Origin of the sequence: Zwartia vadi, assembly GCF_030410375.1 — a bacterium.
Taxonomy (GTDB): domain Bacteria; phylum Pseudomonadota; class Gammaproteobacteria; order Burkholderiales; family Burkholderiaceae_B; genus Zwartia; species Zwartia vadi.
The window spans coordinates 37,037-56,444 of the sequence record NZ_JAUHHE010000014.1 but is presented as its reverse complement, the minus strand read 5'-3'; the positions used below and the strand labels follow the sequence as shown (position 1 = coordinate 56,444).

Here is a 19,408-nt window from a genome sequence, read left to right as displayed (position 1 = left end):
GATCAAATCCCCTCCTCAACTTGAGCAGTCACCATAATCAATGTGGCCGTGCGAGACTGCCGGGCGCGATCCGAGCCTCCGAGAACAAGGGGGGACTCTGGTGTCAGTCGACTACGATCCGACTCATCCTGTTTGGAATCAAAACCTGAAATCAGCATCGGCTGACCCGTTTTCAGGGCAATTTGCTGAACGGTCCCGTGTCCGTCAATCGTGATTTGCTGAATCTGCAATCGACTACCCGGATCACCCACCACAACAGACTTGAGAGGCTGCGCGACAGTGTTGTCGTAAGCGACAGACAACAGAACCTGTCCGTTTTCCTGTGCATCGGGGACCAGCGTCAAAAATGCGCCGACCGTTTCCTCTTTTTGACTGACCGAGACCGACCCAAGACCTGTTCGAGTCGATGCATGACCAGCTTCTGCATGTTGCGTAGACTTCACTTGATCAATATAGGAAAAAGTGGTTCTGACAGCATGCGTGACAGGCCTACGATTAAGCGTCAGCACTGGAATCGTCACGTGCCTCAAGACCGTACCGTATTTGGATAAGGCGTTGAGGACAGCTTGACTGCGCACGGATGCCGAGGGCAATGCACCAAGCTTTGCAGTCACGCCTGTCACCGCAGTTCCCGCCAGCGAACTCGACAATGATGCAGCAAGCTTGCCGTGCTCCCAGAGAGTGTCCCAGTCCAAGCCAAACTCTGCGTCCTGATGCGTCACCAATGTGATTTCCTCGAAAATCAACCGCACGCGTCTGGTCAAAATTCGATTTTCTCTTTCCAAATATTGTGCAACCTCCTTGAGCACCTCAGGTGTATCCGTCACGACGATAGAGGTTGAGGCACCTGGCTGGGCAGCGATAATGGCCGCACGCGATAAAAATGGCTCCAGTCTTTCTTTAATTGCAAGCAGGACATGCTGATCAGAGGCCACCAGTGATGTTCGGGATGAGTTGTCAAACCCTCCGCTTTTGCTGTTAGCTGTCCGTCCAAGCCTGGCATCTGCCTGCGCAGACAATGTGAGCGCCCGCACATCAAAGACACGCGTCTCCGTGCGATAGAACTCCAACGCCCGATCGTGATAACGCCACAGGACACCCAGGCGACGTGACACAATGTCAAGCACCTCTGGCAGTGGCCGGGTACCCATCGGAGCCTGCCCTTGCGTCAGTGCAGTGCTAACTGTTTGAACAGCTGCGGTGCTTAAGCGAGGTAAAAAGTGCTCAGCGGGCAACAGCGCATCAGGTTTGATTCGAACGGGAATTTGAGTGGCTTGTGTGATGCGATCTGCCAAGCTTGGCAGATCTACTTTGCCATCGCGATACATCAAGGTCGTATCAATCTTTCCCCTTAATGCGGGAGGGAGAGTCACCTCCCTAGCCAGCGGGATCGCGCGTCCCATTAGCCAGGGCTTTGCAACCTGCTGTGCTTGAGCCCTATGCTGGGCGGATTTTGTTGCAGCCTCAAAGCCCTCCTGCTTTTGCTCTATCAGTCCACGCGCCTGTTTAACGCGTCCCTCCTGCTGGGCAAGGCGCTGATGGAGTGCGCACCCATTTAATAGCGAAAATGCTATCAAAAGCGAGGTCACATAAAGGGATGGCCTAAGAAGTTTGCTGTTTAAAGCCCTCATACGCGCGCGCCCTCAACGAGGGTGCGATCGCACGCTTCAGTCAGTGGAACAATCCGCAAGACTTGATTGGCATAGAAACAAGGCTGCAATGGTCGATCTGATAGTTCAGTGGCTTCAATCAATGCACGCACGGAAGCAATAAAATCATCTGAAAAATTTGCAGTAGCAGTCAATGGAATATCAACATCCACAGACCAATGTTCCGCTTGAAATCTCCAGCCGCTTAGACCCGACCATCGGGATAATGCCTGTCTCAGATTTTTGTCACCTGGTGTAATAGCATAAAAAGCCTGTGAAGCAGTGGTGGATGCACTGATTGGCTCAGTCACGGGCTGAGCAACCGACGGCGTGACAGGTGAATTGGCAACAGTCGGTATTGAACTGCTTGGCGCCGACTGTGTATGAATGCGTCGGGCTCTAGCCTGTTGGTGGGCACCCCGAAAAACTAACGCATCCCAACGACCATCGAGCTTGGCATAAGGACCATGGCGTTCATAGTCAACAATCTGCTCACCAGATTCGGTGACTCCAAAAATCGCGGGTATGGTTTGATGAGGCTGCCAATGCAACCAAATATGTGTGGGATCGGAAAAAACCTGAAGCGGTGCGACTGAACGCTCGCCCGACAAGCGCCAGCCAAAATCCAACGCGCCAGTTGGAATGTTCACGCCAACACGATGGCCGCTAGAATGCAGTGAGGCCGTTCCCCCGCATGCGGTTAAAAAAAGAATTAAGGAAGCACTGGCAATCCATGTCGCTGACATATTTATTTCGTCTGTGTTCGGAGACGACTATGTTGGCTCCGAATACACGTCAGGACAATTGCATCTATTACGCATAGAGCAAAACGACACGAAATAAAAACGGAGCCTTAAAGGCTCCGTTTTTATTTCTGAGTCAAGGTGTCAAAGTACGTTTGCTATGTTGACACCGCTCATTCATTATTTGCGTCTTGGTGCGACCGGTGCATCCTGAGAGAGGACCTTCGCTTGGTCGACACCTTTGGTTAACGCCTCGACAGGAGGTGTATTGCCTGACAACGCCGCATCAAATTCGCGACTCAGAATTGGCTCAATCTGAGGATAATTACGCAAACGGAAACCACGACTGTTGGGATCCTTGACGTTGCGCATGCTATCGACTAATTGGCGCGCACCAGGGATACGATCATAAAACGCTGCGTCAGCGGTTCGGAATGCTGCGTCAGTCAGTGGCAAAAAGCCTGTACGCTGATGCCAGGAGGAAGCAATCACCGGTTGAGCCAAAAAGGATAAAAAGGTCATGGTGGCCTTGTCTTGCTCTTTGGTGTGACCCGATGTTGCCCAAAGCGCTGACCCGCTCACGTAAGGCGCGCCCGCTGTACGGACAACCTGGTCATAAAACGGCAAGGGCGCAACGCCATAGCTCAGGCCTTTTGCGTCTTGCATGCGCGCCAAAGCACCAGAGGTGGTTGTAATGACTGCGCAACGATTATCAGCAAACATCTCGTCAGCCTCGGTGCCGTTGCTGTTAAACGGGAACAAGTCCGAGCGCTTCCAGCTGACCATGATGGACAGATGGCGCATAAATACTGGATCGAGAAGATTAAGTTGCGCGCCCTTGACATTATCAAGTCCGTTTTTGGGTGTGACATACAAGGCCCCATTGATGGGTGCCATGTTTTCGAGATGCGTGGTCACCTGATGGCTGGTCGCGAAGGGACACTGATAATGTGCCTTGTCTCTTAATACCAGCAATTGATTTTGCAACTCAGGCCATGTTCTTGCGGGCTTGTTTGAATCGAGCCCTGCTTTTTTGTACCCTGCAACGTTATAGAACATCACGGGGATTTCAGCCATGTAGGGGAAGGCCATCAGACGGCCTTGATTGTCCCGCATAAAACCTGTTGTTTGTGTCAGAAACCAGTTTGCATCTTTCATCGGATACTGTTTCAGCAGCTGATGAAGAGGAATGATGTCTTTGTGTTGGGCAATAATTTCAGGCGAGCGATTATCTGGCAGCTGGACGAGATTAGGCTTGCGCTTTTCAGCAACAGCTTTTTCTCCTGCCTTACGCAGTGCATCCTGATTAGGGAAGGCTTTCAATACGACATTCACGTCTTTTTGTTCGTTATTGAAGCGGCGGGCAATTTTTTCGAACTCGGACTTGTGAATCGAGGTCATTGTGTGCCAGACCTCAATGTTGACTGGATTTGCCTGAACAGGCAATGCAACAGCACAAGATAAACCGAGCACTACGGCAATACGTTTAAGGAGGGTCACGCTGAAGATCCTATTGATAACGGTCAAGGGCACAAAACCTTTGTGCGAGGAAATACTTATTTTAATGCGGCAATGTCTGCTTCTGAGGTAAATGCGTCAGCAAAAAAAGCATCATCGGGCAAACAGCACTGAGCAACGAATTCACGTCTGGCAGATTCCACGACAATAGGCGCTCCGCAAGCATAAACCTGATGCCCCATCAGACTGGGAAAGTCCTCCATCACAGCCCGGTGCACAAAACCGGTGCGTCCGGTCCAGCCGTCTTCTGGTAGAGCATCTGAAACGACAGGTACGTACGTGAAATCGGGCAAGGTCTGAGCCCATTGCTGAGCGAGCGAATGCATATAGAGATCGGCGGGACGACGTCCTCCCCAATAAAGCGTCACGGGACGCTTTATGTTGTTGTGGATCATGTGTTCGACAATTGCTTTGATCGGTGCAAAGCCCGTGCCGCTGGCAAGCATCACGATAGGCAAGTCGCTGTCTTCACGCAGGAAAAATGAACCGAAAGGTCCTTCTACGCGCAAGATTTCACGCTCTTTCATCTGGGTTGCGCCCGCGCCAAACACATGGTCGGTAAACATACCACCAGGCAAATGACGGACGTGTAGTTCAAGGGACGCCGCAGAATGAGGAGGATTCGCCATGGAATAGCTGCGACGCTTGCCGTCTTTGAGGATGATCTCGACGTACTGGCCCGCATAAAACCGGAAGGTTTCGGTCGCAGGCAATTGCAATGTCAAGACCGCAACATCGGGTGCGGGTCGCTGAATCGAGGTCACACGGGAGGGAAGCTTGCGCACCTGGATGTCAGAGGCTAATCGTATTTCGCGCGACTCGATGACGAGATCAGATGTCGCACGCGCTTGACATAGCAAGGTGAAGCCTTCGTGAATCTCCTCTGGAGTCAGAATTTGTGCGGCGCTATGACCAGCCTCCACGGTCCCTGATACCACCCGGGCTTTGCAGGTCGAACAGGCACCGCTGCGGCAGCTGTATGGCAGCAATATCCCGGCGGCAAGAGCAGCATCCAGCACACTTTTGTCTGGATCTGCAGGAAACTGATGCTGGCTGGGCTGGACGGTGACTTGGAACGACATGGGAATACCTAAAAAAGAACGTGAATCATGTTGTGCGGCATTTTATCTTTAAAGTACCGGGGAAAGAACGGGTTCTTTGGAGCGAATATCAAGCAATCTCCCCTTGCGAGCACGCTTGGAGACATACTGCTCAAGGGATGCTCCTGAAAGAATATCCTCGACTTGTTTACTTCGATAGGTCCCAGTCACACGCAAACCAGACTTAGAGACGGGTACAGTCTGCGACAAGGTATCGGGTGCATCAATACCCATCAAGATTGTTCCCCTGCCGCCGGAAGACAAACTTTTTACCTCATCAAGAGCAATCAGTAACAATTTGCCGCGAGCAGAAAAGAAGGCCACATGCGTTGCCTGAGAGAAAAGCGGGACCGGTCTGAGCAGACGATCGTTTTTCTCGAGGGTGACAAACTGCTTGCCAGCCCGCTGCCGGCTCATCATGTCAGAAAGTTTGGTTGAAAAGCCAAAACCTTGACGGGTGCTCAGTAGCCATTTGCTATCAGCTGAGGCCGCGACCATATGTTCAATGTGTGAGCCTGGCTCAAGATCAATCATGGACGTCACGGGTGCGCCATCCCCGCGCGCCGAGGGCAAGCTTGAAACGGCAACACTATAAACACGACCATTGTCGCCGAAAGCAATCAGCGAATCTGTGCTGCGGCACTCGAAGACGCCGTAGGGACCGTCGCCCGCTTTAAAGTTGAATTGCGTTGCATCATGGCCATGACCTTGGCGCGAACGCAACCAACCTTTCTGAGAAACAATAACTGTGACGGGCTCGTCCAGAACGCGGACTTCTTTGACGGCACGCTCAGCGACCTGAATAAGTGTTCGTCGCTCATCCCCATAGAGCTTGGAGTCCGCCTCGATTTCTTTGACCACAAGCTTTTTGAGTGCACTGGGTTGCTCGATCAACTCTTGGAGCTTTTGTTGCTCTGCGCGCTTTTCCGACAACTCTTGCTCAATCTTGATGCCCTCAAGGCGAGCCAGTTGACGCAGACGCATATCTAAAATGTCATCCGCCTGACGTTCGCTTAATTTAAAGCGAGCCATCAATGCCGGGCGAGGCTCGTCAGACTCTCGGATCGTCTGGATGACCTCATCAACATTGAGATACACCAGCATCCGACCCTCGAGCACATGAATGCGGTCCGTGATCTTGTCGAACCGGTACCGTGTACGACGCAGAACAGTATGCGTACGAAAACCGATCCATTCAAGCAATACATCGCGCAAGCCTTTTTGGCGAGGCCGATGATCCGTGCCGATACAAACAAGATTGATTGGCACGCTCGTTTCCATGCTGGTCAGTGCCAACAGGGTCGTCACAAACTCCTCACGATCTATTTTTGAGGTTTTGGGTTCAAACACTAGACGGACAGCGGCGTCTTTTCCTGACTCGTCACGCACAGCATCGAGCAACGCCAGCATCTGGGCCTTGGTTTGCTGTTGTTCCGGAGTTAAGGCTTTCTTTCCCGTTTTGACTTTGGGATTCGTCAGGTCTTCGATTTCTTCAAGTACTTTTTGGCAAGACGCACCGGGTGGCAACTCATGCACGACCAGTTGCCACTGACCTCGAGCCATCTCTTCAAACTGCCAGCGCGCACGCGCCTTGAGAGATCCACGCCCCGTTTGATAAATCTGGGCGATATCTGAGGGAGACGTAATAATCTGACCACCACCCGCGAAATCAGGACCCGGAATCATTTCGTAAAGCTCGGATTCCGCAAGCGATGGATTTTTGATTAACGCCACACAAGCTTGCGCAACTTCACGCAAATTGTGTGCGGGTATCTCTGTCGCCATTCCGACTGCAATACCAGATGCGCCGTTGAGCAGCATGACGGGCAAACGCGCCGGCAGCATGGAAGGCTCTTGGTGACTGCCGTCGTAATTCGGAATGAAATCTACGGTGCCTTCGTCAAGCTCATCGAGCAGCAACCGAGCAAAAGGCGTCAGCCGAGCTTCGGTGTAACGCATCGCAGCCGCGTTATCTCCATCTCGTGAACCAAAATTACCCTGACCATCAATCAGGGGATAGCGCAAAGAAAACTGTTGCGCCATTCGCACTAGCGCATCGTAAGCAGCTTGGTCTCCGTGCGGATGATATTTACCCAGCACATCACCGACGACGCGGGCCGACTTGACAGGCTTGGCGCCAGATTGAAGGCCCATGGCCTGCATGGCGTACAAAATTCTGCGTTGGACGGGTTTTTGGCCGTCACCGACATCAGGTAGGGCGCGGCCGCGCACAACCGAGACCGCATAATCAAGATAAGCTTGCTCGGCATATAAGCCAAGCGTTAGCGATGCCTCCGCATCGCTCGGGTCAAACAAACCAGGTTGGGATCCATCAGTCATTTAAATATCAACCTCAGCGAGGTTGCCTTTTTCTTCGAGCCAGGTACGACGGGCGCCAGACTCGCCTTTACCCATCAACATGTCAAACATTTGTGTGGTGGCGGCCTGATCGAGCGCGCCATATCCGACCGGAAGCATACGCCTCGTGTCGGGATTCATGGTCGTCTCCCAGAGCTGGGTTGGGCTCATTTCTCCAAGCCCCTTGAATCGACTGATATCCCAAGAGCCCTCGCGTACACCCTCTTTGCGAAGCTTGTCCTGTACGGCCTCCAGCTCACCGGCGTCCAAGCAATAGACTTTGCGGGCCGGACGTTTGCCAAGTGCGGGGACATCCACGCGAAACAGTGGTGGACGGGCAACAAAAACGTGACCAAGCTCAACCAAACGCGGAAAATGTCGGTAAAACAGCGTCAGCAACAAAACCTGAATGTGGGAGCCGTCAACGTCCGCATCAGAAAGAATACACACGCGACCATAACGTAAACCAGAAAGATCCGGTGTGTCGTTGGGGCCGTGCGGATCGACACCGATTGCCACAGCAATGTCGTGAATTTCGTTATTCGCAAACAAGCGATCCCGATCAACCTCCCAGGAGTTCAAGACCTTACCCCGGAGAGGAAGAATGGCTTGAAACTCTTTATCCCGGCCCATTTTGGCCGAACCCCCAGCGGAGTCCCCTTCAACTAAAAACACCTCGGTGCGTGAGGTATCCGAAGACTCGCAATCTGTCAGTTTTCCGGGTAAGACCGCCACGCCTGAACTTTTACGTTTTTCCACTTTCTGAGCGGAGCGCGCGCGGGCCTGCGCTTGGCGGATCGCTAATTCAGCTAGTTTTTTGCCGTATTCGACATGACTGTTCAGCCAGAGATCCAGAGAGGTGCGTACAAAACCTCCTACTAAGCGCACGGCATCGCGGCTATTTAAGCGTTCTTTGATTTGTCCTTGAAACTGAGGGTCAAGGACTTTGGCTGACAAAACAAAGCTTGTACGAGCAAAAACATCCTCAGGCAAGAGTTTGACGCCCTTGGGAAGCAGCCCGTGCAGCTCCGCGAAACCTTTGACTGAAGCAAAAAGCCCCTCCCGAAGACCCGACTCGTGGGTGCCGCCTGCAGGCGTCGGGATCAGATTTACGTATGATTCGCGGACCACATTGCCCTCATCCGCCCAAGCAACGACCCACTGAGCACCCTCACCTTCGGCGAAGTTTTCGTGGTCGGCTAAAGCAAATTGCTCCCCTGAGAACAGTGGTACACGTAGCTCCAACCCTTGCAAAGCCTCGGTGAGATATCCAGCCAATCCATCCTGATATTGCCAGGTTCGAGACTCTCCTGTTTTTTCGTTTAGAAAGGTGACTTTTACGCCCGCCATCAGAACAGCTTTGCTACGCAGCAAATGCATGAGTTCATGCGGGGGAATCACTGCAGAATCGAAAAAAGCGGGGTCCGGCCACACACGCACGCGAGTGCCTGATTTCTTCCTCGCTAACTCAGGGACAAGCTTGAGGGGTTCGACAACGTCGCCATTGGCGAAAACCATACGATGTGCGGCACCTTCTCGCCAAACAACCAGCTCTAAGCGTTTGGACAACGCATTTGTGACGGAGACACCAACGCCATGAAGGCCACCAGAAAAAGCATAGGCTCCGCCCCCCTTTTTGTCGAATTTGCCCCCGGCATGTAAGCGTGTGAAGACCAACTCAGCCACGGGAGCTTGCTCCTCAGGGTGCAAACCAACCGGAATCCCGCGACCATCGTCTTCAACCGTGATGCTGCCGTCGGCTTGCATCGTGACTTGAATAAGCTTGCCAAAGCCCGCAAGCGCCTCGTCAGCGGCGTTATCAATGACTTCTTGAATGATATGAAGAGGATTTTCCGTGCGTGTGTACATGCCAGGTCGTTGTCGGACCGGCTCCAGTCCTTTGAGGACTCGGATGGATGATTCGTTGTAGGACTTCGTACTCAAGTTATCCCCAGGATCTGTGGAAAAGATTGCCCATTTTACGGAAATTGGCAATTGGAGCACGGCAAGACCCGGCATGATCAATAAGTGAGCAGCATTTTGGGGGGTACTGCCTCAGTGCAACATCAAAAAGTGGGGGATTCATTCATCTGTTTTGTTCAATTTGTGCTTTAATGAATAAAATGCAGCCGCATAAAGTCCCTCATCGGGCATATAAAAGCCTAAATGCCGGACGTGTCTGACGGTCGTACAGACCCATCACTGAAATACCCTAGAGAAAATCATGAGTGAACACATCAAAAACGTGAGCGATGTCAGCTTTGATGCAGACGTACTGAAATCCTCCCAGCCCGTGCTGGTCGACTATTGGGCGGCTTGGTGCGGTCCATGCAAGATGATTGCCCCGATGCTCGAAGAAGTTGCGACCGAGTTTGCTGGTAAAGTTACCGTTGCAAAACTGAACGTTGACGAAAATCAGGAAACCGCAGCAAAATTCGGTATCCGTGGCATCCCCACCTTGATGCTTTTCAAAGACGGCAAAGTGGCAGCGACCAAAGTTGGTGCGCTTTCAAAGTCTCAGCTGACTGAATTTTTAAACGGCGCGATCTAATTCGTTTCCACGCGCGGGCCCGTCCGAGGCCCGCCACCGACTCTGCTTAGCGCGTCTCCTCCCTCTTTTCTTTGACCCCTGACTTCTTGTGAAGCCACTTTTCCAGATAAATATCAATGCACCTGAATGAACTGAAGGCGCAGCACGTTTCGCAGCTGCTAGAGATGGCCGCAGGCCTCGAAATTGAAAACGCAAACCGTCTACGTAAACAAGAGCTCATGTTTGCGATCATGAAGCGGCGAGCCAAACAAGGTGAGCAGATTTTTGGTGATGGTGTTCTAGAAGTGCTGCCGGACGGCTTTGGCTTTCTGCGCTCGCCTGACACTTCCTATCTCGCCAGTACAGACGACATTTACATTTCTCCTTCGCAAATTCGTCGCTTTAATCTACACACGGGTGACTCAATCGAGGGTGAGGTTCGAACACCAAAAGATGGTGAGCGCTATTTTGCTCTTGTAAAAGTCGACAAGGTCAACGGCTTTCCTCCCGAGGCGATCAAGCACCGGATCATGTTTGAAAACTTGACTCCGTTGCATCCGGACAAGGTCATGACGCTCGAGCGCGACATCAAAAGCGAAGAAAATCTGACTGGCAGGATTCTGGATATTTTTGCGCCAATCGGTAAGGGCCAGCGCGGTCTGATTGTGGCAAGTCCTAAGTCAGGCAAAACGGTGATGATGCAACATATCGCACATGCCATCACGACGAACTTTCCTGATGCGGTCATGATCGTCATGCTTGTCGATGAGCGCCCCGAGGAAGTCACTGAAATGCAGCGCACTGTTCGCGGAGAGGTCGTAGCGTCTACTTTTGACGAGCCTGCAACACGGCATGTCCAGGTAGCGGAGATGGTGATTGAACGCGCAAAACGTTTAGTCGAAATGAAGAAAGACGTTGTGATTCTTCTTGACTCAATCACGCGCCTGGCTCGTGCATACAACACCGTGGTTCCCGCTTCTGGCAAAGTGCTGACTGGTGGTGTCGATGCAAATGCCCTTCAACGTCCCAAACGCTTTTTTGGCGCGGCACGAAACCTCGAAGAAGGCGGTTCCTTGACAATTATTGGTACTGCCTTGATTGAAACAGGCAGCCGCATGGACGAAGTCATCTATGAGGAATTCAAAGGAACGGGCAACTCCGAAGTGCACCTTGAGCGTCGCCTGGCAGAAAAACGTGTCTATCCAGCGATTAATCTTAATAAGTCTGGTACACGCCGCGAAGAGCTGTTGATCAAACCCGACTTATTGCAAAAAATCTGGGTGCTTCGCAAATTTATCCATGACATGGATGAAATCGAAGCGATGGAGTTCATCATGGACAAAATGCGCTCAACAAAGAACAATGCTGAGTTCTTTGACATGATGAAAAAATAAAATTCAGGTAATGACCTATCCACCTATGACCGGTTGATCTGGCACGGGGGTCGGCACACCAACTGGGATGAGCTCTGGCTCATCCCAAGTTCCTTTTACTTGGTATTTTGCACTCATCGCTCGCTCGATTGGGTTGCGTAATAAAAATTGCGAGACCAGGGCACTCAGACCAGCAATGGGATTCACCACAAATGCAGTGGCGACTGCTGCACCGCTCATATCAAGAATAGGCCGCACGTCCGCGTTCAAATCCCATACCTTGCGATTTAAGTCTGAGCCACCAGTCAGCGAAATGCGTGCAATGGGGCTGCGAACAACCAAATCCGTTGTATTGACTACGCCTTGATTCAACGTAAGATCGCCCGAAATACTGTTCCAGGGAAAGCCATCCTTGAACTCCTCTCCAGTCCTGAAGTTCAAACTCAGGATTCTCTGCAAGGATTGCAAAGACAGCACCTCGAGCAAGCGAGCGCTGCGCGAATTCACATGCTGAAAAACGCCATTTTTAAGATCAATATTGGCCTCGCCATTCAGACCTGCATATGAAAACACCCAGGGGAAATTTAGCCAGTTGATTTTTGCCTTAATCGTGCCCTCACCCTCGGCAGCCCGATTTTCATAACCCATTTGATCGGAGAGCTTGCCAAGGTTTAGGAGCTTGATTTCACCATCGAGACTCACACCTCGCTCTTGACCTTTTAGTAACCATGAACCTTTAGCGATCATTGATGCATGGGGATTCGTGATGTCCAGTTGCTTGATTGTCCAACGCGAACCGTTATCTACGTTCTCGCCGACCAGGTGCAAGGCGCCGAGTCGACTACCGTATAAAGTGAAATCCTCTACGGTCAAATCGATCGCAGGCATGGACGACCATTGTTTTTCATCGATGACCTCAGTCTTGGGAGGCTCTCCTGCGGCGCCGCCTTCAGTACCCACAGAAAGTCTTGAGAACCTTGCGACAACAGGCCCCACAAGCCCTTTTGGACTAGTTGTCCAGGAGGCAACGCCTTGAGTCTGTTTTGACTCGAGCCGGGCAGCCCATTTTTGTGCAGCCGTTCTGCTGAGCATCAAATCGAGTTGATTGAGGGTGAGCTCAGCAAAAACAAACTCTGGCGAACGCAAACGCAACTGGTGTAGGGGCGGAAAAACAGCCGGCCCCGACGCTGCGGCCGTTTGGTTTGGGAGAGCTGTGAGCTGATCAGTTAGCGCTTTCCAGTCATCCCAATTGACACGATCAAAACCCAGATTCACCGACAGGCCAGCGGCCGGGAGCGTAGCAGGCCCTCCCATCACAATCGAGCCTCTTGAAAAATAAGGCTGACCGCGACCATTTGGATCATGCTCAAATCGACCGTTCAGGTTGCCTACACTGAAGGTCAAAGCGGTTCTGTCCGCTTTGCCTTGGTTGGTACTGAACATTTTTAAGGATAAGGGACGCTTCTGACCTGCCGACTTACCAAGTGGAGATGGAAGTTTGATCGTCAGCCCTTCAAGTGTTGAACTGACGTCAAGCTCAAATCCACCCTTGTCATTGCCTTTAATATCTGCCCTGTAATTTGTTCTCCCTGTGACTGCAAGCATCGCGCTGAGTTTTTGATGTTTTTCAGAGGCAATCGTTGTTGCTTCTCCCCGAAGCGAAAATTGACGTTTGACAGGCCCCCACTCACCCGTCAGGCTGACGCCCCCCCCCAAGGCTACTCCCCGCATTTCCTTTACGACCAGGGTGTTATCCGTGAAATCAATTGCGCCATTAATCTTGTCGACAGGTATGCCGTCTTTGGACAAGGCAGCTGAAACGTCTGTCAATTTCAACTGACCATTGACCATCACCGCCTGCTGCTTTTCAAGATCAAAATCAACGGCCACGGGCATTGACGCCTGTCCCTTTAGCTGCAGCGTTTCAAGGGACTTGCCAAAATCATGGGCGATGGGTGTCCGGCTCAAAGTCGAGAGATATTCCTGAGCAAGCCCATAGCTATGTAGTCGAATGGAAATGTTTGGATTAAACCAAAGATCTGGCGCTTTGATCTCCAACCCCGATAACTGTATTGGCTTTCCGGGTACTCCTCTTAATTCGGCCTGATCGCTTTTGATTGTTAAAACGAGCTTATCGAGAACAAGATCGCCATTCACAATGGTCACGGCAGGCCATTGTGGCTGATTCGGTTCAACAAAATCGTAGTCAAGCAAAACCTGATCAAGTTGGCCTTCGAGGCGAAAAATACCCGCTTCCTTGCCAGGAGCATTAAACGGAAATTTAGCTAAATCACCTTGAAGCGTCAGGTTAACCTGTTTGAGACTGCCACTGAGGATCGCCCGTCGCAGCCACTCGCGAGTCTCGGCAGTGACCTCTGTCGTAGCATATTGATAAAGCTTTGTGGGATCCAAACTATTCAGGGTCCCTGTTACATCCACCACACCGGGCGAGCCCTCTGGTCCCTGCGTCCACAATCCGCGAAGCTCAGCATTTGTTGGGCCCGAGAGAGAGATTCGCGTGGCGTTCAGTGTAAGTTGCTGCCGAGCATTGCGATTCCACTGGGTGTTGGCTGACACATCACCGATCACAAGGGCGCTTGGCTCGAACATTTTGGAATCAAGGATCAATCCTTGACCAGAGAGCGTGAGCGAGGCACCAAGTTCGTTCGGACTGCGATCGAAAATCAGCCATTTCTTGTCAGGAAGCAAATCGCCTAACCAGCCACTCCATCGCAACTGAAGTGAGTCTGCCCGCAAGACGGTCGCATCGCCCTCCCCCAAATACACTGCAGCATGGGCACCAGCCAGATCCATGGTTGCCCGCCCGAAATGTCCAGATGACATCGTCATCCATAAACGTGTGGCAAAACGTCCATCAACAGTCGGAACATCCACCCAGGGACTCCAGGCACTGGGTTGGGCATCGTTGACTTCAATATAAATTTCCACATCGCCTTGCTCGTGGGAGGCGAGAGGATTAAACAAACTGTCCGTGCGGATAATCAACTCCAGAGACTCTCCAAGCTTATGGGGCAAGTTGGCACTGAGCCGCAGTTGATGCCGAAAAAGGCTATTTGATATTTTGAATTCAATCCCGGTCAGCGAAAGCGATTCAGCCCCCCTAAAGTGATCGTCCCAGTGAAAGCTCGCATCACGAACAACAATCTCGCCCTGGTTTAAAAGCCAACGTACGGCTGGCGTTTCGGTGGAAAAATTAAACTTTTCATCAGTCTGTTCAGCCAGCACAGTCCCGGCCATCACGATTCTGCCGTCCAACCTTCGACTGCCAGACAGGTGAATACCGTTGATCTCTAGCTGTCGCAATCGTAAATCGAGCGCAAAAATGCTCCTCCAGGAGACAACGGCAAAGGCATCGGGCACATACAAAAGCTCAGAATTACTTTTGAAATCGCGCAGACGCAGGTTTTCCAATGCCAAGGTGGGATTGAGCCCGGACCAACTTGCCGCAATCTCGCCCATCGTGACTTGGGCACCCAAGGCGTTTGACAAGCGCTTTTCAATCTGGGGTCGCCATGAGTCAATATGGGGCAAAACAAGGTAGCGGACGCCCAGCATCATGGTGGCTGCAGCAAAATAAAGGAGCAGCAAGCCAATCAAGAGTATGCGAAGGGATTTTTGGATCAATATCAAAACTATTTATTGCCTTTGAAAGACCAATGACTAGAATGTAGGATTGGCTCATTTTAACTTGATGACGCAACGATCGATGACTGAATCAATCTTAGGAAATGCTGTAGCTTGGTCAGGTGTGTTGCGACGTCTGATCAACACGCACCCTGACTTCTCTGACTGGCTGCAACGCGAAAGCCTTCAAGCCGTCACTCCGGCCAAAATCGAGCAATGGTTCGCCGAGCTGTCTGGGCAACCAGCTTCCAGTGCACTTTTGGACATTTCAACCTGCAAGAAAGTTCTAAGGCAACTTCGCAAAAGGACTTTCTATCTTGTCATGGTGCGGGATTTAGGCGGTCTGGCCGACTTGGAAGAGGTTGTTGGCGCAATGACTGCCCTGGCAGACCTGTGCGTCAGCCAATCTTATCGGAGCGTCATGCAAGATTTAGTTCCTGTTCATGGCACGCCAAGAGATCCGACAACCAAGCTGCCTCAGGAAATGATCATTATCGGTATGGGCAAACTAGGCGGTTGCGAGCTGAATGTTTCCTCTGACATCGATCTCGTGATGCTTTATGGCGAAGAGGGCGAAACGGATGGTTCAAGACCAATCAGCCATCATGAGTTTTACGCCAAGCTCACCAAAAAGATGATGCCCATTTTGTCAGAGGCTGATGCGGACGGTCAGGTGTTTCGGACTGACTTGCGACTGCGTCCCGATGGAGACTCTGGACCCGTTGCCTGGAGTCTGGACGCCTTTGAGCAGTATCTTTTCACTCAAGGCCGTGAATGGGAACGTTACGCCTGGCTCAAAGGTCGGGTCATTCCCGCAAAAGCTTTTGAACAAAGTGATCCGACAGCAAGCCTGCAGCATACGGAGAGCTTGAGGCTACCCTTCGTCTATCGGAAATATTTCGATTTTGATGCGCTGGCAGCACTGCGCGCGCTCAGAGAGCGCATTCGTCAGGATTGGCAACGTAAAGCCTTGGCGCGTCCAGGCGTCGACTCTACTCACAACATCAAGCTTGGGGATGGAGGCATAAGGGAAATCGAGTTCGTCGTCCAACTTTCCCAGCTCATCCGTGGTGGGCGGATGCCTGCACTTCAGCAACGCGGCCTCTTAAACGCTTTGGAAGCTCAGCGACGAGCAGGTATTTTGACGCAAGAACGCTCAGACAAGCTCGCCCAAGCCTACCGATTTTTACGTCGTGTCGAACATGCTTTGCAATATGCCGAAGATGCGCAAACCCATCTCCTGCCACAAACTCCTGAGCGGATGGCTGAGCTTGCGCAAGCGATGCGCATGACCCGACATGATTTTGAACAGACCCTCAACGGACATCGGGAGTTTGTAGAGTCTACTTTTCGCGATGCATTTCGTATCGCTGGTCTTGGAGATGAAAGTAACGCGAGCCCAACCGATACCAGCAAAGGAAAAACCGCGCCCACCCCAATATCAGGGCATGCAGTTGAAGGGTCAGCACTCGATCAAAAAATAGCGCTGTTCGGCGATCAAGCCCAAGCACTTTCTGCGCGTATCGACAGCTTTTTAGAGGGACATCGTATTCGCGCCCTCTCAACGACAAGTCGTAATCGTATTGATACCCTGCTTCCGATCGCTCTGCATGCTGCAAGCCAGACTCAGCAACCCATTGTGACCGCTTACCGGCTGCTGGATTTAATCGAATCGATATCTCAACGCAGCGCCTATGTTGCTTTACTTGCTGAATATCCTGAGACCCTTGCACGGATCGCGCGGATGATGGCTGCAAGTCCCTGGGCGGCTCAGTATTTAATTCAAAATCCCGTCGTGCTCGATAGTCTGATCGCATGGCGGGTGCTCATGGAACCGGTTGACTATGCCCGCGTTGAAGTGGCGTTGCGTGCGGATCTCGATGCGTGTGTAATGCCCGATGGCAGCACGGATGTTGAACAGCAAATGAACATGATGCGCGACATTCAACGCCAAATCAGTTTTCAGCTGCTGGCGCAGGATCTCGAAGGGGCCCTGACTGTAGAGAGTCTGGGCGATCAGCTCTCTGCCTTGGCGGATATGTTGCTGAATGAAACCTTGCATAGAGTCTGGCCACTCATTGCCAAACCGGATGCCTCAGGCAACTTGCCTCCAATGAAACTCGCTGTGATTGCTTACGGTCGCCTAGGAGGCAAGGAGCTGGGCTACTCTTCCGATCTTGACTTGGTTTATCTTTATGACGATCCGCGAGAGGATGCCACGGAACTCTATACAAAACTGGGCAGACGCATCACCTCATGGCTGTCTACAATGACCTCGTCAGGCCGTCTCTACGAGGTAGACTTAAGATTGCGACCCGATGGGGATGCTGGACTTTTGGCTGTTTCTGTTGGGGCGTTTCGAACATATCAAATGGAAAAGGCATGGCCCTGGGAACATCAGGCTTTGACCCGGGCGCGTTTTGCCGCGGGCGATCCCGAAGTTGGCGAACGTTTTGAGCGCATTCGTCAGGATATTCTCAAGATCGAACGCCAGCCAGAGCTCTTCGCCGAGGAAGTCCGTCAGATGCGTAAAAAAATGACGGCCGGACACCCTAATACAAGCGCAGACTTTGACATCAAACACGACCCTGGTGGCATGGTCGATCTTGAGTTTGTCACACAATACCTCGTCCTGACTCACGCGCGACAGCACCCTTCCTTGCTGGGAAATCTCGGCAACATCGCTTTGCTTAGGCTGAGTGCAGAGGCGGGGCTCATCCCCTCCGAGCTCGGTAAGCTCGCGGGGGATGCCTATCGAAACCTGCGTCGCGCACAGCATCAAATGCGCTTGCAAGGCGCTGAGAAAGCGCGTGTACCTCAAGATCAACTCCACGCTGAACGAGAGGCTGTCAAAAGCTTATGGACGCTCGTTCTGGGTGCTACCAACACTTAAAAAAAGTCTAAAATCACGGGTACTCTTTTTAAAAGACTTCAAGCATCGTGAAAGATCCACTTCGCCCCTCTCTCTGCCTTCCATCCGGCCGCACAAAGGTTTTGCTGCACTCTTGCTGCGCTCCTTGTTCAGGCGAGGTGATGGAGGCGATGCTTGCTGCCGGCATCCAATACGACATTTTTTTCTACAACCCGAACATCCATCCTGTTCGGGAATATGAAATCCGCAAAAATGAAAATATCCGTTTCGCAGAGAAAAATGGCATTGGTTTTATAGACGCCGACTATGATGTAGACAATTGGTTCGATCGTATAAAAGGTCTGGAAAACGAACCAGAGCGCGGTGAGCGTTGCACGAAATGTTTTGATATGCGTTTTGAGCGTACGGCCCTCTATGCCTACGAACATGGCTACGACACCATCACCAGCTCGCTAGGTATTTCACGCTGGAAAGATATGAATCAAATTAACGGTTCTGGGGAACGGGCCGCCTCGCGTTATGACAACATGCTTTACTGGACCTACAACTGGCGTAAACATGGGGGGTCCGCCCGCATGATCGAAATCAGCAAACGCGAAGAGTTTTACCAGCAAGAATATTGCGGCTGCGTGTACTCTCTCAGAGACACCAACAGACATCGTCGGGCGCAGGGTCGTGACCGCATCACGCTGGGAGTGAAATTCTATGGACGCCAGGAAATATTGAACGCGCCTACTGATGCGTCCGAAACTAACACCACCAATCAATCATCAAGCACCTAGTGCTTGTTCATCCTGCTTGGATAATCGCGAAATCCACAGCTGATGATCAGCTAACAGTTCAGCGAACTGGCGACCGCCCAGGACGCGATACTCCTCAACACGGTCCTGACCAAAAGCAAGCTTTTCAGAAGCATATTGGGCAGGATGCGTCATCAGCACACTATTGGCAGGCGCATGCTTGAGCCACTCGACAAGCATCTCAAAGTATGGAGGATGCGGACGAGAAAAATCATACGCCCCCATCATCCCTGCATTGGTCAGGAATCCGGCACGCTTGGCTTGACGAACTAAAGTACGGGAACCTAGGGCGCCGATGACGTGCGCTTTAAAACGCTGCATCCAGGGCAGTGCGTCAGACATCGGGGTAGGTTGCGTGTTACGCAGCCAAGGCAAACTCTTTGGATAGCGTTGAATCAAGGCGCTTTGCAACTCCTCACGAATCACGGGAAACTGGTGCACATGTAAATGTCCATCAACAAAATCTGGAACACGCTTGATATGGCGTTCAAACAAGTCAAGCTGATGATTCACCTGCTTACGGACTTCGAGTCGAGATATACGATGCGTATACGTCAGTGCGAGGAGTTTTCCAAGGGAAGTGTAAAGCCCGGGAATCCCTAAAAACTCTGTGAAATTGAGGTGTAAACCGACATCAATCGGGACATCTCTCAGTAACGGCGCTGCGACAGGGAAATTCGTAGCGGTCACGAGACAACCAGTTGCACTGAGCCGCCCTGCTTGTGCAAGCGCCACAATCGCGGCGTTCACGCCTGGTTCGATACCAAAATCATCCGCGCAAACAACAAGTGGGCGCACATTGATGCTCATCGGACTGATC

General features: G+C 51.8%; 12 protein-coding genes. 4 read left to right on the top strand and 8 right to left on the bottom strand.

All coding sequences use genetic code 11. The features are described 5' to 3' along the window. Nucleotides 1-2: 2 nt before the first annotated feature. The 6 genes from QWY27_RS12465 to QWY27_RS12440 form a co-directional block, all read right to left on the bottom strand. On the bottom strand, nt 3-1,631 hold the full coding sequence (locus QWY27_RS12465) for a hypothetical protein (protein WP_290198704.1): 1,629 nt from the start codon (nt 1,629-1,631) through the stop codon (nt 3-5). Further along, nucleotides 1,628-2,395 (bottom strand): TrbG/VirB9 family P-type conjugative transfer protein, encoded by a 768-nt coding sequence (locus tag QWY27_RS12460; RefSeq protein ID WP_290198702.1) that lies wholly within the window; start codon nt 2,393-2,395, stop codon nt 1,628-1,630. Before QWY27_RS12460 ends, QWY27_RS12465 begins: the two co-directional genes overlap by 4 nt. Before the next feature lie 177 nt (nt 2,396-2,572). Next, nucleotides 2,573-3,892 (bottom strand): extracellular solute-binding protein, encoded by a 1,320-nt coding sequence (locus tag QWY27_RS12455; RefSeq protein ID WP_290198701.1) that lies wholly within the window; start codon nt 3,890-3,892, stop codon nt 2,573-2,575. A gap of 56 nt (nt 3,893-3,948) precedes the next feature. After that, nucleotides 3,949-4,992 (bottom strand): CDP-6-deoxy-delta-3,4-glucoseen reductase, encoded by a 1,044-nt coding sequence (locus tag QWY27_RS12450; protein ID WP_290198700.1) that lies wholly within the window; start codon nt 4,990-4,992, stop codon nt 3,949-3,951. A gap of 48 nt (nt 4,993-5,040) precedes the next feature. Further along, complete coding sequence (gene parC / locus QWY27_RS12445) at nt 5,041-7,350, bottom strand: DNA topoisomerase IV subunit A (RefSeq protein ID WP_290198699.1); 2,310 nt, start codon at nt 7,348-7,350, stop codon at nt 5,041-5,043. Next, the gene (locus QWY27_RS12440) at nt 7,351-9,363 is read right to left on the bottom strand and encodes a DNA topoisomerase IV subunit B (RefSeq protein ID WP_435433482.1); all 2,013 of its coding nucleotides are present in this window, start codon (nt 9,361-9,363) and stop codon (nt 7,351-7,353) included. It lies immediately after the preceding gene. Between the two features lie 229 nt (nt 9,364-9,592). Between QWY27_RS12440 and trxA the strand changes: the two genes are divergently transcribed. Then, the gene (trxA, locus tag QWY27_RS12435) at nt 9,593-9,919 is read left to right on the top strand and encodes a thioredoxin TrxA (protein WP_290198697.1); all 327 of its coding nucleotides are present in this window, start codon (nt 9,593-9,595) and stop codon (nt 9,917-9,919) included. A gap of 116 nt (nt 9,920-10,035) precedes the next feature. Beyond that, nucleotides 10,036-11,292: a transcription termination factor Rho gene (rho, locus tag QWY27_RS12430; protein ID WP_290198696.1), complete on the top strand. Its 1,257-nt coding sequence runs from the start codon at nt 10,036-10,038 to the stop codon at nt 11,290-11,292. Between the two features lie 15 nt (nt 11,293-11,307). On the opposite strand, the gene QWY27_RS12425 is transcribed toward rho, so the two are convergent. Further along, nucleotides 11,308-14,916 carry a YhdP family phospholipid transporter gene (locus QWY27_RS12425; protein ID WP_435433481.1) on the bottom strand — a complete coding sequence of 1,203 codons (3,609 nt, stop codon included), beginning with the start codon at nt 14,914-14,916 and terminating at the stop codon, nt 11,308-11,310. Nucleotides 14,917-14,998: 82 nt separating this feature from the next. On the opposite strand from QWY27_RS12425, the gene glnE reads away from it, so the two are divergent. Together glnE and QWY27_RS12415 are read left to right on the top strand one after the other, a co-directional pair. Further along, nucleotides 14,999-17,809 carry a bifunctional [glutamate--ammonia ligase]-adenylyl-L-tyrosine phosphorylase/[glutamate--ammonia-ligase] adenylyltransferase gene (gene glnE / locus QWY27_RS12420; protein ID WP_290198694.1) on the top strand — a complete coding sequence of 937 codons (2,811 nt, stop codon included), beginning with the start codon at nt 14,999-15,001 and terminating at the stop codon, nt 17,807-17,809. Nucleotides 17,810-17,856: 47 nt separating this feature from the next. Further along, nucleotides 17,857-18,570 carry an epoxyqueuosine reductase QueH gene (locus QWY27_RS12415; protein ID WP_290198693.1) on the top strand — a complete coding sequence of 238 codons (714 nt, stop codon included), beginning with the start codon at nt 17,857-17,859 and terminating at the stop codon, nt 18,568-18,570. On the opposite strand, the gene QWY27_RS12410 is transcribed toward QWY27_RS12415, so the two are convergent. Then, nucleotides 18,559-19,398, bottom strand: a complete 840-nt coding sequence (locus QWY27_RS12410; RefSeq protein ID WP_290198692.1) for a ChbG/HpnK family deacetylase — start codon at nt 19,396-19,398, stop codon at nt 18,559-18,561. The genes QWY27_RS12415 and QWY27_RS12410 overlap by 12 nt on opposite strands. Between the last annotated feature and the right edge of the window lie 10 nt (nt 19,399-19,408).

What these genes read in the sequence shown, in the direction of transcription:
- trxA (WP_290198697.1), top strand. Translation starts at nt 9,593, where the DNA reads ATGAGTGAACACATCAAAAACGTGAGCGATGTCAGCTTTGATGCAGAC.
- QWY27_RS12460 (WP_290198702.1), bottom strand. Translation starts at nt 2,395, where the DNA reads ATGTCAGCGACATGGATTGCCAGTGCTTCCTTAATTCTTTTTTTAACC.
- QWY27_RS12410 (WP_290198692.1), bottom strand. Translation starts at nt 19,398, where the DNA reads ATGAGCATCAATGTGCGCCCACTTGTTGTTTGCGCGGATGATTTTGGT.
- parC (WP_290198699.1), bottom strand. Translation starts at nt 7,350, where the DNA reads ATGACTGATGGATCCCAACCTGGTTTGTTTGACCCGAGCGATGCGGAG.
- rho (WP_290198696.1), top strand. Translation starts at nt 10,036, where the DNA reads ATGCACCTGAATGAACTGAAGGCGCAGCACGTTTCGCAGCTGCTAGAG.
- QWY27_RS12465 (WP_290198704.1), bottom strand. Translation starts at nt 1,631, where the DNA reads ATGAGGGCTTTAAACAGCAAACTTCTTAGGCCATCCCTTTATGTGACC.
- glnE (WP_290198694.1), top strand. Translation starts at nt 14,999, where the DNA reads ATGACTGAATCAATCTTAGGAAATGCTGTAGCTTGGTCAGGTGTGTTG.
- QWY27_RS12450 (WP_290198700.1), bottom strand. Translation starts at nt 4,992, where the DNA reads ATGTCGTTCCAAGTCACCGTCCAGCCCAGCCAGCATCAGTTTCCTGCA.